Here is a 20,270-nt window from a genome sequence, read left to right as displayed (position 1 = left end):
TGCTTTTAAACATTAATCATAATTCTTAAAAGGATTGGTGAAGATTATGAGCACGTTTGATAACAATCAGAAAAATCCTCAGTTCCCTTCGTATGATGGTAATAATGAGGAAAACGCTAAAGCAACTTTAGTAAGCTCGCGCAATAAAATTGTTGCAGGTTTGCTAGCGATTTTCTTAGGATTTTTAGGTGTGCACAATTTTTATCTTGGTTTTAAAGGAAAGGCGATTGCACAGCTGCTTATTTCTGTTCTTTCTTTTGGTTTCCTGTTGATTATTACGGGAATATGGGCATTGGTTGAGGGTATTTTGATTCTTTGCTCAAAGCCTGGAAGTAAGTGGCACAAAGATGCTGATGGTGCTGAGTTAAAAGACTAAAAATAAATATTTAGTATTAAGATTTATAAGTAATTTTACAAATAAAAGATGCGTTTTAGAATTCAATTTCCAAAACGCATCTTTTATTTTTTATGCCTAAAACATTAGAACAAATGAATAATATAGCAAATATACTTATTCTTTAATATTGCATATTTTTTAATTTCATTAATGCTGCAGAGATAGCTATTAATAGAATCATTAAAGCATAAGGAATAGTTGTGTTGATTCCAGTTTTTTGCATCATTCCTCTATTCTTTGCTAAAGCATTGCCAGATTTGCTATAATGCTTATCATTATTTTCATTATCAATGCTGTTGTTATCCACATTGTAATTATCCTGTTTTGCTTTTGAAGAGTAATGATAATTCGTTCTGGAATCGTCTGTATTAGAATAATCCTTTCTGTAATTTTGAGAATATTCTTTATCTATGTTAAATGTGCTGCTATTCTGTTTATTGTTATTCTTATTTATCTCCTCTTCGGATTGTGTTGTTTCAGGATCTTTTCCTGTTTGTGTATCAGTATGTGATTGATTGTTAGGTAGAGGATCTGTTTGAGTACTAGAATCTTTAGTTTCACTTGCAACATTTAAAGTTATACTCGTTTCAAATGATAATTCTGTGCTTGAACGATCTTGATTTTTGTTTGCAGACGCAATACGAATTTTTGCAGTAAGTTTATCTCCAACTTTTGCTGTTTTAGGCACTTCAATTTTCAAAGGAATATATGTAGTTTTATTCGCTTCGATTGTTATAGAATCGCTTGATGCAGTAAAATCACTTGTATTTATAGACGTAGCTTTAATATTTTCATATTTAGTACTCGTAGGATTTACCACAGGAAGACTTATCTCTTTGGTGGATAGATTAATTTTAGTTGTGGAAGCTAAGGTTATGTTAGGACGTATACTTAACCAGTCAGCAGAAATTCTCGTATACATTATGTCATTATTATCGCCCTCATATAGAAGACCATAGCCGCCTCCTGCTTTTTGGCTTAAAGCTTGAATAGTGGAGTACGCCATTGCACCATTCTTGAATCCCTTTTCTTCTGTCCAATTTTCTCCATCATTATATGAGACACGTATCAAGCCATTTGCTCTTCCAGAACCAGAAGAAGATGAATATAAGAGGATTTTAGCTGCATCAGATCCAATTGGAGCATCTGGGAATGCTCTTGTTATTTGAGCGTTATTACCTGGATCTGGCAGTGTCTCATCTTTGTATGCTTTACCATACGTTTCTCCGCCATCATTAGAAAAAGCAATGATTCTATGATTATTTGCACCGCCTTCATGTGGTCTAGAGTTTAACATAATTCTTCCATCAGAAAGCTCTACAACCTTATTTTCATCCATATGGCTTTGTTCTTTACCTAGTCCAACTGGATTTCCAGCTTTCCAAGTTACTCCATGGTCATCAGAGTATACAGATACTGCTTGCCACTTCTCATTGTTTCTTTGCACACTTCCATTGGAACTGTTTACTATTGCGTATTGTTGTATTAAACGACCTTTATATTTTCCGTATTTTAGTTGAATACCATGCCCAGAAGTAGCAAATCTAGCTCGTTCATTTTTTGGATATTTAGTTATGTCTTTAGTTATAACTTTTGGCTCACTCCAAGTTAAACCGTTATCTTTTGAGCAAGTAACAGCAGCGTCTAAAATATGTCTATCACTTTTATCTGTACTAGCTGTAGAATCCCATACGCCACCATCGTATGATTTTACGAAGAATAAGAAAATATTGCCTGTTTCTTGGTCTACAACATATGAAGGGTCAGAGAATCCATATTTATTTGAGAGTCCATCTTTATTTGAGTTTTCTTTTCCTTTTGCTACGATTTGTATTTTTTCAAAAGTTTTTCCACCGTCTTTAGATATTCTTTGAACAATAGAATTTGGATTAGGGGCATCAGCTGCACCATTTGGTCGATAATCCCAAGCTGTAAGAATCCAACCATTGTTAGCTTCAGCTATTGCAGGTATTCTATAATAAGGTTTTCCAGTTAGTCCTTCCACAGTTTGACCTATTGTTGCTAATCTAATAGGATCCCCGTCTTTTCTAGGCCTTGGAACTGGATTAATATTTGTAACTTTTTCGCCAATTAATTTTGGAGTAGATATAACTTCATTACCATTTGCATCTTTGCTAATTTTCCAATCGGTTGACGGAGTGAAACCTTTTTCTTTAATGTCAGAATTCTCTGTTATATGGAATCCTTGCGTGCATGATACAGTTTTTCCTGGTTGTAGATCTCTCCATCTACAGTTACCATTATTTCCTTCAACGGCCACAGCAGTGAGATTACTTTTAGTTGGCCAAACAGTCACATTGTGATTAGTATTATTTGTGTAAGTCAGCTTATATCTTAGCGTATCCCCAACTCGAACATCATTTTTTAAATCATCCGTACGTGTAATAGTAAATGTTACTGGTTCAGTTTGTTCGGGGGGGGGGGGTAGTTGCTGATGCTACACCTATGCTAAGTGACACAATTGTTGCAGATGTAAGAATTGCTGAGAAAATATTTTTGCAAACTTTATGCGCTGTTCCAATCATTATATTCCTTTCTTCATTGAAGGCGTATAAGTAATTACCTATAAATTACATCTTTGTCTTTATAGTTTGCGAGAACAATTACCTCGTATCTGTAGATTCTAAATCATTCATATGACATGTGACGTATGTTGAATTTTATGATAAAAAGAAGAAATTATATTGATTAAGTGAATATAAGCGAAAATATTTCGAAAATAATAATTAGTACTTATATAACGATGGTTATGTAAAATCAAATATGCATATGTCGATTAAATATGTTGTGTTGTAATACGGATAGTAGCTTGTATAAAGGATTTTTATGAAGAACATTGAAATTAAAAAATTAGATTATTTAGAAGCCAAAGATAATATGAATATAATTTTAGATTTATATCTAAAAGCATTCCCTAAAGAACTGGATCGTATAGATAATGTTCGTGAGCGCATATTAGATAGTTTGAAAGATAACAATAGTGCGCTTTTACTTGTTGCTACAATGAATAATCGTATTATCGGTGTTTTATATGGCATAGAATTATTACAAGATAATTGGTATGCGAATAAAATTAAGCCATTTTTATCAGAAAATTATGATTGGTACAATCAAAGCTTAGAGCTAAATGAGTTGTTTGTAGATCCTGAGTTTCAGCATATAGGCGTTGGCAGTGCGCTTATGAAGAAAGTCGAAAATCTTAAATTATATAAAACAATAATTTTATCTACAGAAAAAGATAATAATGCTGTTGCTTTAGATTTTTATAATAAGCTTGGATACAGTTTATTAACCGATAATTGGAAATCTTATTACGGGTCTATTTACTGCGTGCTATATAAGAAGTTTTAGTTGGGTCAATTAAAACTTACGTTATTGTGAGAAATGTATCGTTTATAATCAAAATATGACAATGATGCGGATTGCGGTAAAGGGCGGAATTGCAGCTGGAAAATCTACAGTAGCAAATCATTTGCGTTCGCTTGGCGCGTTTGCTATAGATTACGATGTTTTAGCGCGTGAATGAGGCTTCTACCGAAGGTGCTTTAGCTGATTCCGATCAGCTCGCAGCTTTGCGTGAACAGCTTTTGAGCGAAAAGAAGTAGTTTTCTACTAAAATCTTATAAATAAGATGCCCTCGGTGAGTAATCATCGGGGCATCTTTTAATATCTTTAGTAATAACGCTTTGATTTATTAATTTTTTATTATACAGTTTTTAAGAAAATAAATTTCTTACGAGAGAAAGTGTGATTATTGTGAGTGATTTAGATAAGCAAACTGGAGATTACTCAGGCTCTGACGGACAGACTCAGTACGGACAACCACAGTACAATGATCAGTCCCAGCAGTATAACCAGGCTCAGCCACAATATAACAACCAATCCCAGTATGGTGCTCAGCCTCAGTACAATGCTCAGCCGCAATATGGTCAGTACTCTCAGTCTACTCCTCAGTACAATCAAGCATCTTCATACTCTAACTATGGGTCTAATTATTCATCAAACACATACAGAAGCTCTCGTAACAAGATTGCTGCAGGCCTGTTAGCGATTTTCTTGGGCGCTTTGGGTGTGCACAATTTCTATCTTGGTTTTAAAGGCAAGGCTATTGCCCAGCTTCTTATTTCTATTCTTTCTTTCGGCTTGCTGGCTTTTGTTTCTGGAATTTGGGCATTTATTGAAGGAATTTGCATTCTTTGCTCTCAGCCTGGTTCTAAGTGGCATAAGGATGCCGATGGTGCTGAACTTCAAGACTAATTTTACAATTACTATTTAGCATATAATGCCCCGGTAATTAGTTACTGGGGCATTAATTATAATCAAAATATGACAATGATGCGGATTGCTGTAACGGGCGGAATCGCTGCTGGAAAATCTACAGTAGTAAATTATTTGCGTTCGTTTGGCGCGTTTGTTATAGATTACGATGTTTTAGCGCGTAAAGTAGTGGAACCGGGAAGCGCAGTCTTGCAGAAAATCGTAAGCATTTTTGGGGAAAATGCTGTTAAGAATGATGGCTCTTTAAATCGCGAGTTTATTGCGGAGCATATTTTTGGCGATGATGTAAATCATAAGCAAGCGTTAAGCAGGATTGAGTCGCTTATTCATCCTGCTATTTATGATTTAGCGAAGACTTTAGAAGGTGAGTATATAAGCGAGTATTCTAGGAAAATTTCTAAAGAAGATTGCAGTGAACGAGCATCTTTAAGATCTGTTATTGTGCACGATATTCCGCTTCTCGCGCAAGTAATTGACAGCATTCCATTTAGTTTTGATCATATTATTACAGTTGAAGCACCTAAAGATGTTCGCATTGCGAGAATGATAAGCGAGCGCAAAATGAGCCAGAATCAGGCGGAGCAGCGCATAAGTAATCAAGTTGAAGAGATTGAGCGCAAAAAAATCGCGGATTTTGTGGTTGATTCTACAAAGCCTATGGAAGTTATGCTTAAAAGCGTTGATTCAAAAATTAAAACGTGGATGGGTAAGGAGCATTAGATACCGCGCGGAAAAATCGCAAGCAACCGCGCGATTGTTGGGTTTTAGTAAAATAAATAAAATGCTCTTGATGCTCTTGGAGAAAAATAATGTCGAATAAAATTCAGCGCACAAACAAGCCGTTTGTAGTAAAAGCTCCGTATGCGCCTTCGGGCGACCAGCCGCAAGCAATCGAAGAGCTGGCTAATCGCATTGAAAACGGCGAAAACGACGTTGTTTTAATGGGCGCAACTGGTACTGGTAAAACTGCTACAACCGCTTGGCTAATTGAGCGTTTGCAAAGGCCTACACTTATTATTGAGCCGAATAAAACTTTGGCAGCTCAGCTTTGCGCGGAGTTTCGCGAGCTTATGCCAGATAATGCTGTGAGCTATTTTGTGTCTTACTACGACTACTATCAGCCGGAAGCGTATATTCCGCAAACAGACACGTATATTGAAAAAGACTCGAATATTAACGACGATGTTGAGCGTCTTCGTCACGCAGCTACAGCGAATTTGCTTACGCGCAGGGATTGCGTTGTTGTAGCTACTGTTTCTTGCATTTATGGACTTGGTACCCCAGAGGAGTATGCCGAGCGAATGCTTATGTTAAGCGTTGGGGAGCAGCTTGAGCGAGACGATTTATTACGTCAATTTGTTAGCATGCAATACAAGCGCAATGACATTGCGTTTACGCGCGGAACTTTTAGAGTGCGTGGAGATACGGTTGAGATTATTCCAGTTTACGAAGAATTAGCTGTGCGAATTGAGTTCTTTGGTGACGAAATCGACAGAATTACAATGTTGCATCCGCTTACTGGGGAAGTGATTCGCCAAGAGAGTAGTGTTCATATTTTCCCAGCATCTCACTATATTGCGGGGCCGGAGCGCATGGAGCGCGCGCTTGAGGCGATTGAAAAAGAGCGTGACGAAAGAGTTGCGCAGCTTAAAAAGCAGAATAAATTGCTGGAAGCTCAGCGTTTGGAAATGCGAACTACGTACGATTTGGAAATGCTTCGACAGGTTGGAGTGTGTCCAGGAGTGGAAAATTATTCGAGGCATTTTGACGGGCGCGATGCAGGCACGCCTCCGCATACGCTTCTTGACTTTTTCCCAGACGACTTTTTGCTTGTTTTAGATGAGTCGCACGTAACCGTGCCGCAAATCGGAGCTATGTATGAAGGCGATGCTTCGCGCAAAAGAACGCTTGTGGAGCATGGTTTTAGACTGCCTTCTGCAATGGATAATCGCCCGTTAAAGTGGAAAGAATTTTTGGAGCATGTTGGTCAAACTGTGTATCTTTCGGCAACACCTGGAGATTACGAGTTGGGACTTTCGGATGGCGTAGTTGAACAGATTATTCGCCCAACTGGCTTGCTTGACCCTAAGATTGAGGTTCGACCTGTGGAAGGGCAGGTTGACGATTTGCTTGCGGAGATTAAGGCGCGTGTTGCAAAAGATGAGCGCGTGCTTGTTACTACGCTTACAAAGAAAATGGCGGAAGACTTAACTGATTACTTTTTGGAGCTTGGTATTAAAGTTGAGTACTTGCATTCGGATGTTGATACTTTGCGCAGAGTGGAGCTTTTGCGCGAGCTTCGCGAAGGAAAAATTGATGTGATTGTTGGCATTAATTTGCTTCGTGAGGGTTTGGATTTGCCGGAAGTTTCGCTGGTTGCGATTTTAGATGCAGATAAAGAAGGCTTCTTAAGATCTTACCGCTCGCTTATTCAGACGATTGGCCGCGCTGCTCGTAACGTTTCTGGAACTGTTCTTATGTATGCGGATGCTGTTACGGATGCTATGAGCAAGGCGATTAGCGAGACAGAGCGCCGCCGCGAAAAGCAAATCGCGTACAACAAGGCTCACGGAATTGACCCTAAGCCTTTGCGAAAGAAGATTAGTGACGTGAACGACATGCTTGCTAAAGAGGATGTTGATACTCAAACTTTGCTAGCAGGCGGTTACAGGAATGCTAATAAGGCTGGGAACTCGCATTATGGAGTGCCAAAAGAGCCGAATCTTGGGCAGCAAAGTAAAGAAAAGCGTATGGCGAATATTTCTGAGTTGCCGCAAGACGATATTATGTCTTTGATTAAGAATCTGAGTGAGCAAATGCATACAGCGGCAGAACAGTTGCAATTCGAGCTTGCAGCGCGATTGCGTGACGAAATACGCGATCTAAAGAAAGAATTGCGTCAAATGGATGAGGCTAATAAGTGAGTATGATTAATCGTGAGTTAATCGCGTATAAATAAGCTAGTAGTGATTAATCGTGACTAGTCGCAAGGTAATCGTGCTTTAATAAATGAGTGTTGCTAAGTGATAAGTGTGCCTAATAAATAGACGCGATAAATAAATAAGCGCGAGTTTTGTCTATAGGTCACAATTTGCTGGTACACTATTACTCGGAAAGTGGGTATTTTCCCATTTAAAAATAAACAAAGGAAACAGGCAGGCATTATGAGAAAAGCCAAAATTGTTGATACTATTGGACCAGCTACCGAATCGTTAGAGGGTATTACCAAGCTTGTTGAAGCTGGCATGGATGTTGCTCGCTTAAACCGTTCGCATGGCACTCCTGAAGATCATTTGCGCGTTTACAACAATGTGCGCGAAGCTTCAAAGACCACTGGTCGTAATGTTGCTGCTCTTGTTGATTTGCAAGGTCCAAAGATTCGTTGCGGCTGGTTCAAGAAGAACGCTGACGGCGAAGACAAGGTTTATTTGGAAGAGGGCCAAGAGTTCGTTATTACCACAGACGATATTGAGGGTGATGAGCATCGCACTTCCACAACCTTCAAGGGTTTGCCAGGAGATTGCCACGCAGGCGATCCAATTTTGATTGATGACGGCAAGGTTCGTCTTGAGGTTACCAAGGTAGAAGGCAACGACGTACACACTAAGGTTGTTGTTGCTGGCCCAGTTTCTAGCCACAAGGGCATTAACCTTCCAGGCGTTGCCGTTTCTCTTCCAGCATTGACCGAAAAGGATGAGTCTGATCTTCGTTGGGCTATTCGCACGGGTGCAGACATTATTGCAATGTCGTTCGTGCGTTTTGCTACCGATATTGATCGCGCTCACGAAATCATGGACGAAGAAGGCCGCCGCATTCCAATCGTTGCAAAGATTGAGAAGCCACAGGCTGTTGCAAACTTGGAAGAGATTGTTAAGACCTTTGATGGCATTATGGTTGCTCGTGGAGATATGGCAGTGGAGATGCCACTTGAGCAGGTTCCACTCGTTACCAAGCGCTGCATTGAGCTTTCTCGCCAATACGCAAAGCCAGTAATCGTTGCTACCGAAGTTCTTGGATCAATGGTTAACTCTCCAGTTCCAACTCGTGCAGAGGCTTCTGATTGCGCTAACGCTGTTCTTGACGGCGCCGATGCAACTATGACATCTAACGAGACCGCAGTCGGCAAGTATCCAGCAGTTACCGTTCAGACCATGTCTCGTATTTCTCAATACGCGACTGAAAATGGCTATGATCGCATTCCATCTGTGGAGCTTGACATGTCTAGCACGGGTGCAGTTTCTTCTGCAGCTGTTGACTTGGCGGACAAGCTTAACGCTAAGGCGATTGTTGCTTACACTCAGACTGGTCGCACTGTGCATCGCATTTCTCGCGAACGCCCAGCTGCTCCAATCTACGGCTTGACCAACAATGAGCACACTTATCACTGGTTGGCTTTGAGCTGGGGCACTGAAGGCTTCTTGATTAGCGAGGACTACCACGATATGAACCGTCACGATCTTATGATCTTCACCGACAAGGTTCTTCGTGAAGCTGGTAAGGTTGAAGACGGCGACAAGATTGTTGTTTTGAGCACTGCTCAGGGTGAGCGCCAGGCTGGTCGTACCGACTCTATTTACGTTCACACCGTTGGTGCTTGCGATTAATCCCTAGTTGATTGCTAGTTAATCGTTAGTTTTTTTAAACGCGCATCCTTTTGGGTGCGCGTTTTCGTTTAGCATGAATCTGGTGATTTCTCACGCTACGATTTAAACTCGAAGTCGTCTATTCCCGCGTTTGTTTACCATTTGAGCCAAAAAGGGAACAAACGCAGTAATGAAAACGCTACGAGGATTAAGTGTGTCGTTTGTGTATCGTACAAAATCGCGTGAGAGAGAAGATAACAAAAACGCCGCTTAGAATGTAAGCGGCGTTGTGCACGTGCCCCCGGTGAGACTCGAACTCACACTGCACAGATTTTGAGGCTGTTTCCTCTACCAATTGGGATACAGGGGCATCTTAAATTATCCGCGTTTTAACGCGACTTGATGACTATACCACATTTTGTAGAGTAATCAAATATACCGCGTGTTGCGCGTGCTGAAAAGTCGCTAGCAGCCGAGCACCAAAAACCCAAAGTAAAATCAAAATAAATAAATATAAATCAAAACAGAGTCAAAACAGAAATATTAATTTGCAAATTATTTAAGACTGGGTGTGTTGATGTAAGAATTTTGGTATAATTGCGACTTGCGCCTCTGTAGCTCAATGGATAGAGCAACGGCCTTCTAATCCGTTGGTTGCGCGTTCGAATCGCGTCGGGGGCACTTGTTTGATTTTCTGCTCTTGTATTATTTCGAAAGCATTTCGACAATATCTCATAAAAACAAGGAGCGCGCGTGGAAAAGCATAATGATAATGTAGCCGCAGCGATAATTCTGGCAGCAGGTGATGGGACGCGCATGCGTTCAACAACGCCGAAAGTATTGCATCCGTTCGCTGGAAAAACGTTCTTAAATCGCGTAATGAACGCAATGGCAGGCGTAAACCCTAAGGAGCTTGCTGTTGTAGTGCACGCTCAAGCGCAACGAGTGTCGGCAGCTGCGCAAAGCTACAATAACGCCGTGCGGATTGTGAACCAGGATGATAAGCCTGGAACGGGCAGGGCAGTGCAGTGCGCAATGCGAGATCTTAATGAAGCTTCAAAACAAGAATGTGGTAGTGCGCTTAAAGGTTCTGTGGTAATTGCGGCAAGTGATATGCCACTTTTAGACACGCAAACATTGCAATCATTAATCGATTTTCACAATAATCAAGGCAATGTGGCAACTGTTTTAACCGCTGTTTTAGACGACGCCACTGGCTACGGGCGAATTGTGCGAGAAGCAAATGGTGATGTGCTAAGAATTGTTGAACACAAAGATGCTAATGCAGGAGAGCTTGCGATTAAGGAAGTGAACACATCTGTGTATGTGTTCGATGCGGAAGTGCTTACAGACGCAATATCTAACCTTAATTCCAAGAACGCTCAAGGCGAATTCTATTTAACAGATGCGCTAGAGCACGCTCGCACAATGGGTCGAGTTGGAGCAATGGCAGCATCAGATTCGTTGAGAGTAGAAGGCGTAAATACACGCGTTCAATTAGCTGCGCTTGCAAAAGCATACAACAAGCGCGTTTGCGAAAAGTGGATGCTTGAAGGCGTAACGATTCTAGACCCTGAAACAACGTGGATTGAAGACGATGTTGTTTTGCAAGAAGACGTTACGGTACTTCCAGGGTGCTTCTTGCAAGGGCAAACGATTGTTAAAAGCGGTGCGGTTGTAGGACCATACACTACGCTTGTCGATGCGCAAGTAGATGAAGACGCGGTTGTGGAGCGCTCGCGTGTGCAGGAATCACATATTTGCCGCGCTGCAAACATTGGTCCGTGGACGTATTTGCGACCAGGAAATGTGCTTGGCGAGGAGAGCAAAGCGGGCGCGTTTGTGGAGATGAAGAAAGCGCATATTGGAAACGGAACTAAGGTTCCACACTTAAGCTACATGGGCGACGCTGATTTGGGAGAGCACACGAATATCGGCGGTGGCACAATTACAGCAAACTACGACGGTGTGCATAAGAATCACACGACTATTGGCTCTAACGCGCATGTTGGTGCAGGAAACCTGTTTGTAGCTCCCGTTACTGTTGGAGATGGAGTTACAACGGGTGCAGGATCTGTTGTGCGTCACGATGTTCCAGCGGATTCCATGGTGTATTCAGAAAATACGCAGCACGTTGTAGAAGGCTGGAAGCCAGCTTGGGAGCGTTAGTTCGATAGTTCGCTAGTTCGATAGTTAAGGAGAAACAATGGCAGCTTTAGAAAGCTCTGTTAACGCGATTAGGATTGCTGCGGCTGCAGCCGATAGGTTAAAAGCCACTAATATCCAAGCTTTTGACGTTAGCAATCTGCTTGGAATTACAGACGCAATGCTGGTTGTTTCTGCATCTAACGAGCGTCAAGTCTTAGCTGTTAGCGAAGAAATCGAAAAAGACTTGTACTTAAAAGACAATAAGCGTAAAGCTTTATCTCGAGAAGGCTTAGAACTAGCGCAGTGGATTTTGCTTGATTTTGGCGACTTTGTGGTTCATATTATGCACGAGGAAGCGCGCGAGTTTTATCGCCTTGAGCGCTTGTGGAATGATTGCCCTACAATTGATTTGCAACTTCCAGAGCATGATGAGAGCGATGCACATGGCGATGATGGCGATGATGTGCAAAATGGCGATCAAGAGTCTGAAAGGTAGCGCAAGATAATGGTGGATTTTGTTGAAAGCGCGACGCAAATTGCGCATAATGCAAATAAAAACAGCTCTCACGAGGGTATTGCGCGTTCTGTAATGCTTGTTCGCCACGGTCAGACGCCTTATAATGCTCAATTTAGACTTCAAGGCATGATTGATATTGCTTTAGATGAGTCTGGAATAGACCAGGTGACTCGCTCTGGTAAGGCTTTGCGTGTTCTTTTTGGAGCTTCCGACTTAGAAGACCCAAAGAATCCAAATAGCGAGGAGCACGTGCGCATTACTCCAGAAGAAGCAGACGCGAGTTTTGTTGCAATTGCTTCTCCGCTTATTCGCGCACAACAGACAGCTCATGCTTTTGCAGATAAGATTGAGCTTAATGTTCACGTTGAAAATGGTGTGCGCGAGCGCTTTTTTGGAGAGTGGGAAGGACTTAATCGCCAGCAAATTAACGAAAAATGGCCTGAAGATTTTAAGTCATGGGTTGATGGCAAAGGTGGTGAACTCAACCACGGTGCAGAAACTAAGCAAGAAGTTGGCGATCGCGCGGCGAAAGCTGTTGAGGATTGGGCGCGCAAAACTGGCTCGGATCGCGATTTGCTAGTGTTTTCGCACGGCTCTTGCCTATCTCAAACTGTTCATAAGCTGCTTGGATTAGACAAGGTAGATTCTTCTTATAAGACGATTGGCGGAATGGGAAACGGTCGTTGGGCGCGTTTAATTCCAAGCCTTAATGCGGACGGCTCGATTCATTGGCGTTTGGATGCTTACGATCAAGGCCCTGCAGCCGACCCTACAAGTCAGCGTCTTATTCGCATTTGGGGAGCGGCTTAAGTAGTTGTGTAATCTTTTCATTTTTCGCCGCTTATGTTCCAAAAGCTACCGTTTAGCGGTTTTGTAAAGACAGACTATTTACAGTGCCGTATAGTCAAAATTACAAAACAAAAAGCTAGCAAAAGCTAGCAAAAGCTAAGAAAAGTTAGCAAAAGCTAGTAAACGCTAACGGTAGTATACGGAAGGGAGGCTTGATGAAGGTAACGATTGCTATTGTGCCGCCAGAAGAGGAGCAGCACGCTCAATTGTCAGTTCACAATATTGACGACAATCTTAAACGCATTATAGCCAATTTGCAAAGCATTGATTCTAAAAATGCAAAAGCAAGTAACGCTGAAAATAATACTGTAAATGCGGGAAATAGCAACAATAATTCATTTATATATGGTTATATTAACGATTCGATTATTGTTATGCACGAGCCAGATGTGATTATGATTTGCGTAGAAAATTCGCGCGTAATCATCCACAGTGATAAAGGCGAGTGCGTGTCTTACAAGCGCCTAATGGATTTCGACAATCCGCAATTCGCGTCGTTTGTGCGCATATCTAAATCCGCAATCGTGAACTTGAATCGCATTGTTCGAGTAGATCCAGGATTCGGAGGAAGTATGAGCGTAAAAATGGACGACGGAAGCGTTGAGTGGATTAGTCGCAGATGCTTAGCAGGATTCAAAAAGCGCTTAGGAATGTAGTTTTAAGCGTAGTCAAATATAAAACTATCAAAAATTTTAATACTAATTTTTTAATACTTAAAAAGGAAATGATTATTATGGAAAAGCAAGTTACAACTTTAGGCAAAACAATGGCAAAAAACATTGTCAAAGGCATTGGCATAGGGTGCACTATTTTTACTGCAATCAGTTTTGTATCTAGCCTGTTAGCGCATAGCGCAGTTGGAAACAGAATTGCATCTTATGCTGTAGCATCGTTTGTTATAGGCATAGGCTATGGAGTGTTCGCTATTTTTTGGTCGAATGAGCGTATGTCAAATCTCGCAAAATTCGTTTTTGCGCTAGTTCCACCAATTGCTATTCAATTTATTGTATCGGTGATTGTTGGGTGGATTTCATTCAAAGATGAGCCAGCTGTGATTTGCGGATGGATTGTATTCACTGTTATTTTCCCGATTGCGATTGCTGCAATAATTTATTACTTCGAGAAGAAGAAAGCGGAAGAAATGAACGCTAGGTTGCAAGCATTGCGTAAAGAAAACAAGTAAATTAGTGACAATTAAATAATCAAATAAAAATTAATCAAATAAAAATTAATCAAATAAAAATTAATCAAATAAAAATTGAGTGGTGTTCATCTTCGCCATTGAGGACGAACGCCACTCGATATTGTATTCCGCGTATTAGAGACCTAAAAATTCGGCGTTTTGTTAGATTTTTACTAAAAATTAGTATTTTGACTAATCTTTAGTAATTGTCTTTCCAGCATTAGCTCCAGAAGTCAAATCCTGAATCTCATTAATCTCCATAACAGGAACGGCAGCAGGCTTCTTTGTGCCCTTTTCTTCGGCAACGCGAACTTGCTCATTGTAAATCGCGTCATCCGTGTGAAGCGTAACAGTTCCGCGGAAGCGATAGCCCTTCTTTTCTGCCAAATTTGCAACCGCTACAACCAACTGGCTGCCGTCTTGCAAGTTCTTAAAATGCTGACCTGCAGTGCGCTCGTGGTAAGCAAGGTGATTATCGTCTAGAACAAACATTGACATCTTTGGTCCAAGATCAAGCTCTCCATCTTTGCTAATCGTTGCAATCCAAGCCAAATTGTTCTCAATAAAAGTCTTCATATCTTCACTAAGAGTTGCCATGTTGAGTCCTTTCTTCAACTGATTATTTTGCAATCGCGCAATCATATGATTATGATTCAATCACATCTAAGATTACGCGCAATCCTGCATATAAATGCTTAAAATTCGACAAGTTTTTGCAAAAACGCCTAAACTTGTGACATAAATCACCAATTGTACAAAGTGCAAACGTAATTTTCCGCACTTTGTACCATATTTGACCTAAATCACGTACAAAAAGCGGAAAATCGCTAACGCGCTACGCTTTAAGCGAAAAGGCAGGTCGTCGCGCAAGAAAAATCTCGAATCTCGGTGATAAAAACCACGCAAAAGTCCTAGCATGTAAGAGGGCTGGGTGATTCTTGGTCGAACAATATAAGAGCGGCAGCCGATACCAAATAATCCAATGATCAACCACTACAAACAAACCTCAACACAAAAACAAAATCAAAGACAAAACGGAACAACCGCAACTCTAGACTACACGTAATAGGCGGAGCGTTGTGAGACAAGAATTAGCCAGCCCTCTCACAATAGTAAACAGAGAATACCGTTCGCGCGGTCTAAGCGCGCTCACGTCTTCGCTTGCGTTGAAAGCACACTGTGCTTTCAACCTTAAGCAAGCTCAGCGCTCCGAATTACCTTTTCGCGCTACGCTTTAAGCGAAAAGGCAGGTCGTCGCGCATCAATCATTAATCGTAAATATTAAGGTAAAGTCGCAGTGTGTACAACCAATTCAGTTGTCAATTAGGAAATTTTCCGAAGGAACGCCGATAGGTTGTACTTTTCTTGTTTTTGTGGCTATTCTATAAAGTTTATAAGGCAATTTAGCTACCTTAAAGAAAAATTTAATGTTATAGACTTGTGATTTGCAAGAAATTGAGGGGAGTGACATGAGTGAAATAAATAGCGCGGTTCAACCAAGACAGAACAATCGAATTAACGTAAACTTCGCGCGAATCATGTTGCTCTTATGCGCCGCAATTTGGGGCGGAAGCTACGTCTCATCTAAATACGCTCTAGAGGTATTCCCACCTCAATGGCTTATGGGAGTTCGCATGCTTGGAGCGTGCATAATAATGGGCGCAGTCTTCTTTAAAACAATCCGCAAAAATTTTACTAAAAAGCTAATAATTCCTTCGCTTTTAACAGGTGTTACATACTACGCATCTTTAGTTACTCAAACAGAAGGATTAAGGTGGATAGACCCAGGTAGAAGTGCTTTTCTTACAGCCGCCTACTGTGTTATAGCGCCATTTTCAGCTTGGATGATTATTAGAAAAAAGCCAACGCTTTTAGGAATTATTGCAGCTCTAACATGCGTTGTGGGCGTTGGATTAGTTGCATTAAAGCCAGGATCTCTTGTTCTTACACTTTCTCACGGAGATGTTTTAACTCTTATTTGCGCGGCTGTTTTTGCGTTTAACTTAACATACTTAGCGTATTATTCTAGACAATACAATCCCGTTGCTTTAACATTCGGTCAGTTTAGTGTTTCTGGAGTTCTATTTTTGTGCGGAGCTGCAATAAGTGAGCCTTTGCCTAATTTTAATGCCGAAGATAATTGGATAACTATTACGAACATGTTCTATCTTATAGTGATAGTAACTGTTCTTGCGCAAATCATTCAAAACTATACTCTGATTTATCTTTCAACAGCTAACGCTTCCGTGATTATGTGCACAGAATGCTTGTTTACATTGCTATTTTCTAGCATTCTATACAACGAGCGCGTAACAAGCGTTGCTTTTATTGGCTTTGCATTGATTTTTGCTGCGATTCTGCTTGCAAGTTTGGCAGAGCATATTGAGCTTATAAAAATCAAAAATAAGCAGAAAATTTCTGAAACAGAGTCTAAAGTTGCATCTGCAGCAGCATCTACAATTTAAATAGTTGTCAATTTAAATAGTTGTCAATAATTGTCAATTTGAATAGTAGTAAATAATAATTTTGTAAGGTGGTACTTGTGAAGAACTTCTTCAAAGGAATATCGTTTACGCAAGTGCTGGCTGGTTCTTTAGCAGCTGTTACAGCATTCCTTCTATCGTCAAAAATCGGTATAGCAGGATCAGTAATTGGTGTTGCAATAGGTTCGATTGTGTCTGCTGTAGCATCGCAACTTTATCAAAATGTTATTCACGCGTCTTCAAAAAAGATCCAGTCTTCTTCTGCATTAAAATCAGTTTCAAGCCATTATGCAGATGATGACACTAAAGTTGTAAATAATGCACGATTTATTGCATTAGAGGATGATATGCCAGAAGAATATGAGGTTCATGAAGCGAACGAACCTCGCAGAATAAAAACAGTTAGAAAAGTTATGGCTACTGCCTCTGGGCAAAATACTGATAATAGCGTTGATAACACAAGCATTATGGAATTGTCTTCATTAAGAAAGATGAAAGAAGAAGATAATTCGCTTTCGGAAGGAGATTCGGATTCTCTGCTTACGCTAACCGACGCAAAGCGTAGATTAGGCAACAATAGTGATTATGACTATGCAAAGCAGAAAAAATACGTGGATGATGAGTCAAGGTACAAACGACTTACTATTTTAGTTGCTGTTCTTAGCGCTCTTGCTGCGGTGATTATTACTGCTGGCATGGTTCTGTTGTTTACGCAAGGAAAAGGCACTGATAATTTAAACAATTTACCGCAGAATCCTGCGCAAAATAACAATCAGACTAATAGGGGAAATCAGACTCCTGAAAATAGTGAGAATAATCGTATTCAAAATCAGAATCAAGATTCAGGCAACTATTCTAAATCTAATGAAGACAATAAGAATGATGAGAATGGTTCGGATAAAAAACCGTCTGATAAAAAAGATGCGAATAATCATGAAGGAAACTCTTTAGATGATAAAAACTCTTCGAATAGTGGTGATTCAAAGGGTGCGGATGGATTAAACAATTCTGGATCTGACTCAAAATCTAGCGGATCTAAGGGTGATTCTTCACAAAACACAGATTCTGGATCGGCTTCGTCTCCTTCATCTCCTTCTTATTCTTCACCTAATGGTGCAGATGGTGGTACTTCTGTACAGCAGGGAGAATCTGGATCGCAACAATCATCGGGTAGTGGCGAATAATAGTTTTATGCGGCAAGAAATCCATATTTTTACAACAAAAATTGAGGAGTTTACGACACGCCGAGTTTGGTTGGTAGCAAAATCTGTTGTATTCTATCAAAGGTTCGTTTGAGCCGCACAATTAAAAACGGGGCTATGGCGCAGCTGGTAGCGCATCTCCATGGCATGGAGGGGGTCGGGGGTTCGAATCCCCCTAGCTCCACAATTTGAAACGTCACTTCTAGGCGAGGTGGCGTTTTTTGTTATATTTCGATACGTATCCTATATACTTATAAGTCCTAGGTGCATAAACTTTATCGCATAAAATTTATATGCCGTAAATTGTTAAACAAAAGTCGAAAGTAAAAAGTCGAAACTAAAAACTAAAAGTCAAAAATAGAAAATAGAAAATAAAAGATAGAAAATCGGAGGGAAGATTTACATCATGCTAAGACGCTCTTGGAAAACAGTATGCAAAATAGCCAATAATGAGCGTACATCTGGGTTAATTATGCTCGGATTTGCTTTAGCTGGATTAATGCTTGCAAATTTGCCATTTACGTCTCCGATTTTTGAAGCTGTTTCTCACACTCAAATAGGAATTCCGTACACAAATATTCACATGTCGATTAGCCACTGGGTTCAAGACGGCTTGTTAACTATTTTCTTTCTTACAGTTGGTTTAGACTTAAAACACGAGCTTATTGCAGGATCGCTTAGAGACCCTCGCGCGGCAGCAATGCCAATGATTTGCGCGATTGGAGGTATGGTTGTTCCTCCTATTCTTTTTGCGGGAACTGTTACAATATTCTCGGAGTTGCACGCTGGTCAAGAGATTATGCGACTTACTTCTGGAGCGCTTCCGTCTTTAGACATGGTTCGCGCTGGCTGGGCTATTCCTACGGCAACAGATATAGCATTCTCGCTGGCTGTTCTTGCGCTTTTTGCTAAAACGCTTCCTAAAGCCTTGCGCGCATTTTTAATGACTCTGGCTACAGTAGACGATCTTCTTGGAATCGCATTAATCGCATTGTTCTTCTCTTCGCTTAACGCATGGTATTGGTTTGTGGGCGTTGTTTTATGCGGATTAGTATGGACTATGCTTGTGCGATTAAAGCGCGTTCCATGGCCTGTTGTGGCTCTTGTTGGCTTGCTTGCGTGGGTTATGATGTATCAAGCTGGCGTTCACCCAACTCTTGCAGGCGTAATGGTTGGTTTGCTAACTCCTGCGCATCTTGTTCACGGCGAAAAGTCGCTTAGAGCCGAAAGGTATCGCCAGAAAATTCAGCCTTTGTCTTCTTTGTTTGCGCTGCCAGTTTTTGCGCTTTTTGCAACTGGAGTTCATTTTGAAACATTGACTTGGCAGCTGTTCTTGTCTCCAATACTAATTGCGATTACGATTGCGCTAGTTGTTGGAAAGCCACTTGGAATTATGATTACTGCTTGGTTTGCTAAGAAAGTTATTGGCTTGCGCGTTCCAGACGATTTGCGCGTTCGCGACCTTTTGCCTACAGCATGCGCGTGCGGAATTGGTTTTACTGTGTCTTTGCTAATCGCTTCTCTTGCGTACAGCGACGCGGATCTTTCGGGAGAAGCACGATTCGGAGTACTAGTGGCGTCTATTATTGCGGCTGCTGTTTCGGGATTTATGCTTGCAAAGCAATCGAATCATATGGAAGAAGAATTAGACGATATTGAAGAGTGACTTTAATGCGTTTATTTAACGCGATTACAAGACGACTAGAAAGTGACTAGAAAGTTCTAAAGGTGACTTATGGTTTCTAATAATAATTTAGATAATTTAGGTAATTTAGATAGTTTAGATAATTCTGGTAAATTTGATAATCCAGATAATGCTTGCGACTTGCGCGCGCAAAGCGAACAGAATTCACCTTGGAAAGACACTTATTACAGCGGCGCCGTAATGATGCGCGGACCAATGATTCCTAAGGAAAGCACAACGGAAACGCTATTGCAACACGATTTGCCTAACGGAGATTTGCAAGATAATCATGCGTGGCAAGGACTTGACCCTTGGAGAGTTCTTAGAATACAAGCCGAATTTATTGATGGTTTCGACGCTTTGGCAAAACTTGGATTAGCTGTTAGCGTGTTTGGCTCTGCACGAATAAAGCCAGATGCGCCAGAATACAGTAGCGCTCGCATAATGGGCAAAGAGCTTGTAAAACGCGGTTTTGCTGTGATTACGGGCGGCGGACCTGGAATTATGGAAGCGGCAAATCGCGGAGCGGCAGAAGCTGGCGGAACAAGCGTGGGGTTAGGAATCGAATTGCCTCACGAGCAGGGCCTAAATCAGTGGGTGAATCTTGGAATGCAATTTCGTTACTTTTTTGTTCGCAAAACAATGTTCCTAAAATATTCTTCGGGAATTATTGTGTGCCCAGGCGGTTTTGGCACAATGGACGAGCTTTTTGAGTCGCTTACGCTTGTTCAAACGCATAAGGTTTCTAAAATTCCTGTTGTTCTTTTCGGCAGCGAATATTGGAAAGGCCTTATGAATTGGATTGAAACTACAGTTAAAGAAAGAGGACTTATATCGTCTTTTGACCCTAATTTGCTTGCGATTACAGACGACCCTCTAGAAGCTGTGCGAATCGCTAGCGGAGACAAGTTTATTAATTAGTTTT

At 40.9% G+C, this 20,270-nt stretch carries 17 protein-coding genes, 3 tRNA genes and 1 pseudogene; 18 read left to right on the top strand and 3 right to left on the bottom strand.

Annotation, left to right across the window (positions count from 1 at the left end; translation table 11 throughout):
* The first annotated feature begins 46 nt into the window (after positions 1-46).
* Complete coding sequence (locus HXT53_RS04510; protein WP_009994376.1) at positions 47-376, top strand: TM2 domain-containing protein; 330 nt, start codon at positions 47-49, stop codon at positions 374-376.
* A 142-nt stretch (positions 377-518) separates the two neighbouring features.
* On the opposite strand, the gene HXT53_RS04505 is transcribed toward HXT53_RS04510, so the two are convergent.
* A complete protein-coding gene (locus HXT53_RS04505) occupies positions 519-2,714 on the bottom strand; it encodes a sialidase family protein (RefSeq protein ID WP_020759462.1) in 2,196 nt (731 codons plus the stop codon).
* Between the two features lie 530 nt (positions 2,715-3,244).
* Between HXT53_RS04505 and HXT53_RS04500 the strand changes: the two genes are divergently transcribed.
* The 6 genes and pseudogenes from HXT53_RS04500 (at position 3,245) to pyk (ending at position 9,300) form a co-directional block, all read left to right on the top strand.
* On the top strand, positions 3,245-3,769 hold the full coding sequence (locus tag HXT53_RS04500) for a GNAT family N-acetyltransferase (protein WP_016833167.1): 525 nt from the start codon (positions 3,245-3,247) through the stop codon (positions 3,767-3,769).
* A 55-nt stretch (positions 3,770-3,824) separates the two neighbouring features.
* Positions 3,825-3,941: pseudogene (locus HXT53_RS04495) on the top strand (dephospho-CoA kinase); the annotation flags it as partial.
* A gap of 224 nt (positions 3,942-4,165) precedes the next feature.
* Positions 4,166-4,675, top strand: a complete 510-nt coding sequence (locus HXT53_RS04490) for a TM2 domain-containing protein (RefSeq protein ID WP_048729963.1) — start codon at positions 4,166-4,168, stop codon at positions 4,673-4,675.
* 69 nt (positions 4,676-4,744) lie between these two features.
* Positions 4,745-5,416 (top strand): dephospho-CoA kinase, encoded by a 672-nt coding sequence (gene coaE / locus HXT53_RS04485; protein WP_020759460.1) that lies wholly within the window; start codon positions 4,745-4,747, stop codon positions 5,414-5,416.
* A gap of 89 nt (positions 5,417-5,505) precedes the next feature.
* Entirely contained in the window at positions 5,506-7,620 is a 2,115-nt protein-coding gene (gene uvrB, locus HXT53_RS04480) for an excinuclease ABC subunit UvrB (RefSeq protein ID WP_004113141.1), read from the top strand.
* 240 nt (positions 7,621-7,860) lie between these two features.
* Positions 7,861-9,300 (top strand): pyruvate kinase, encoded by a 1,440-nt coding sequence (gene pyk, locus HXT53_RS04475; RefSeq protein ID WP_004113139.1) that lies wholly within the window; start codon positions 7,861-7,863, stop codon positions 9,298-9,300.
* A 275-nt stretch (positions 9,301-9,575) separates the two neighbouring features.
* On the opposite strand, the gene HXT53_RS04470 is transcribed toward pyk, so the two are convergent.
* Positions 9,576-9,649: transfer RNA gene (locus tag HXT53_RS04470), tRNA-Leu, on the bottom strand.
* Positions 9,650-9,887: 238 nt separating this feature from the next.
* Here HXT53_RS04470 and HXT53_RS04465 point away from each other — a divergent pair.
* The 6 genes from HXT53_RS04465 to HXT53_RS04440 all read left to right on the top strand — a co-directional run bounded on the left by HXT53_RS04465 (position 9,888) and on the right by HXT53_RS04440 (position 13,976).
* Positions 9,888-9,960, top strand: a tRNA-Arg gene (locus tag HXT53_RS04465).
* A 72-nt stretch (positions 9,961-10,032) separates the two neighbouring features.
* Positions 10,033-11,448, top strand: coding sequence for a bifunctional UDP-N-acetylglucosamine diphosphorylase/glucosamine-1-phosphate N-acetyltransferase GlmU (gene glmU / locus HXT53_RS04460; RefSeq protein WP_004138103.1), 1,416 nt, complete (start codon positions 10,033-10,035; stop codon positions 11,446-11,448).
* Between the two features lie 37 nt (positions 11,449-11,485).
* Positions 11,486-11,923, top strand: a complete 438-nt coding sequence (rsfS, locus tag HXT53_RS04455) for a ribosome silencing factor (protein WP_004137977.1) — start codon at positions 11,486-11,488, stop codon at positions 11,921-11,923.
* A 9-nt stretch (positions 11,924-11,932) separates the two neighbouring features.
* Complete coding sequence (locus tag HXT53_RS04450) at positions 11,933-12,754, top strand: histidine phosphatase family protein (protein ID WP_116439903.1); 822 nt, start codon at positions 11,933-11,935, stop codon at positions 12,752-12,754.
* A gap of 194 nt (positions 12,755-12,948) precedes the next feature.
* The gene (locus HXT53_RS04445) at positions 12,949-13,449 is read left to right on the top strand and encodes a LytTR family DNA-binding domain-containing protein (protein WP_004117650.1); all 501 of its coding nucleotides are present in this window, start codon (positions 12,949-12,951) and stop codon (positions 13,447-13,449) included.
* Positions 13,450-13,526: 77 nt separating this feature from the next.
* Positions 13,527-13,976, top strand: a complete 450-nt coding sequence (locus tag HXT53_RS04440) for a DUF3021 family protein (protein ID WP_004113130.1) — start codon at positions 13,527-13,529, stop codon at positions 13,974-13,976.
* A gap of 192 nt (positions 13,977-14,168) precedes the next feature.
* Here the strand turns inward: HXT53_RS04440 and HXT53_RS04435 are convergent, their stop codons facing one another.
* On the bottom strand, positions 14,169-14,573 hold the full coding sequence (locus HXT53_RS04435; RefSeq protein ID WP_004113128.1) for a pyridoxamine 5'-phosphate oxidase family protein: 405 nt from the start codon (positions 14,571-14,573) through the stop codon (positions 14,169-14,171).
* Positions 14,574-15,445: 872 nt separating this feature from the next.
* Between HXT53_RS04435 and HXT53_RS04430 the strand changes: the two genes are divergently transcribed.
* From HXT53_RS04430 to HXT53_RS04410, 5 genes are all read left to right on the top strand, one after another.
* Complete coding sequence (locus HXT53_RS04430) at positions 15,446-16,441, top strand: DMT family transporter (RefSeq protein ID WP_004138359.1); 996 nt, start codon at positions 15,446-15,448, stop codon at positions 16,439-16,441.
* A gap of 77 nt (positions 16,442-16,518) precedes the next feature.
* Positions 16,519-17,643: a hypothetical protein gene (locus tag HXT53_RS04425; protein ID WP_421780025.1), complete on the top strand. Its 1,125-nt coding sequence runs from the start codon at positions 16,519-16,521 to the stop codon at positions 17,641-17,643.
* Positions 17,644-17,772: 129 nt separating this feature from the next.
* A tRNA-Ala gene (locus HXT53_RS04420) sits at positions 17,773-17,845 on the top strand.
* A 222-nt stretch (positions 17,846-18,067) separates the two neighbouring features.
* Positions 18,068-19,327, top strand: a complete 1,260-nt coding sequence (locus HXT53_RS04415) for a Na+/H+ antiporter NhaA (protein ID WP_004114860.1) — start codon at positions 18,068-18,070, stop codon at positions 19,325-19,327.
* A 69-nt stretch (positions 19,328-19,396) separates the two neighbouring features.
* A complete protein-coding gene (locus tag HXT53_RS04410) occupies positions 19,397-20,266 on the top strand; it encodes a TIGR00730 family Rossman fold protein (RefSeq protein WP_421780023.1) in 870 nt (289 codons plus the stop codon).
* Positions 20,267-20,270 lie beyond the last annotated feature (4 nt).

The sequence above is a fragment of the Gardnerella sp. KA00390 genome, from assembly GCF_049244075.1.
In the GTDB taxonomy this organism is placed as follows: Bacteria; Actinomycetota; Actinomycetes; order Actinomycetales; family Bifidobacteriaceae; genus Bifidobacterium; species Bifidobacterium vaginale.
Note: the sequence above shows the minus strand (reverse complement) of the source record. Positions and strands in the feature narration are given on the sequence as shown.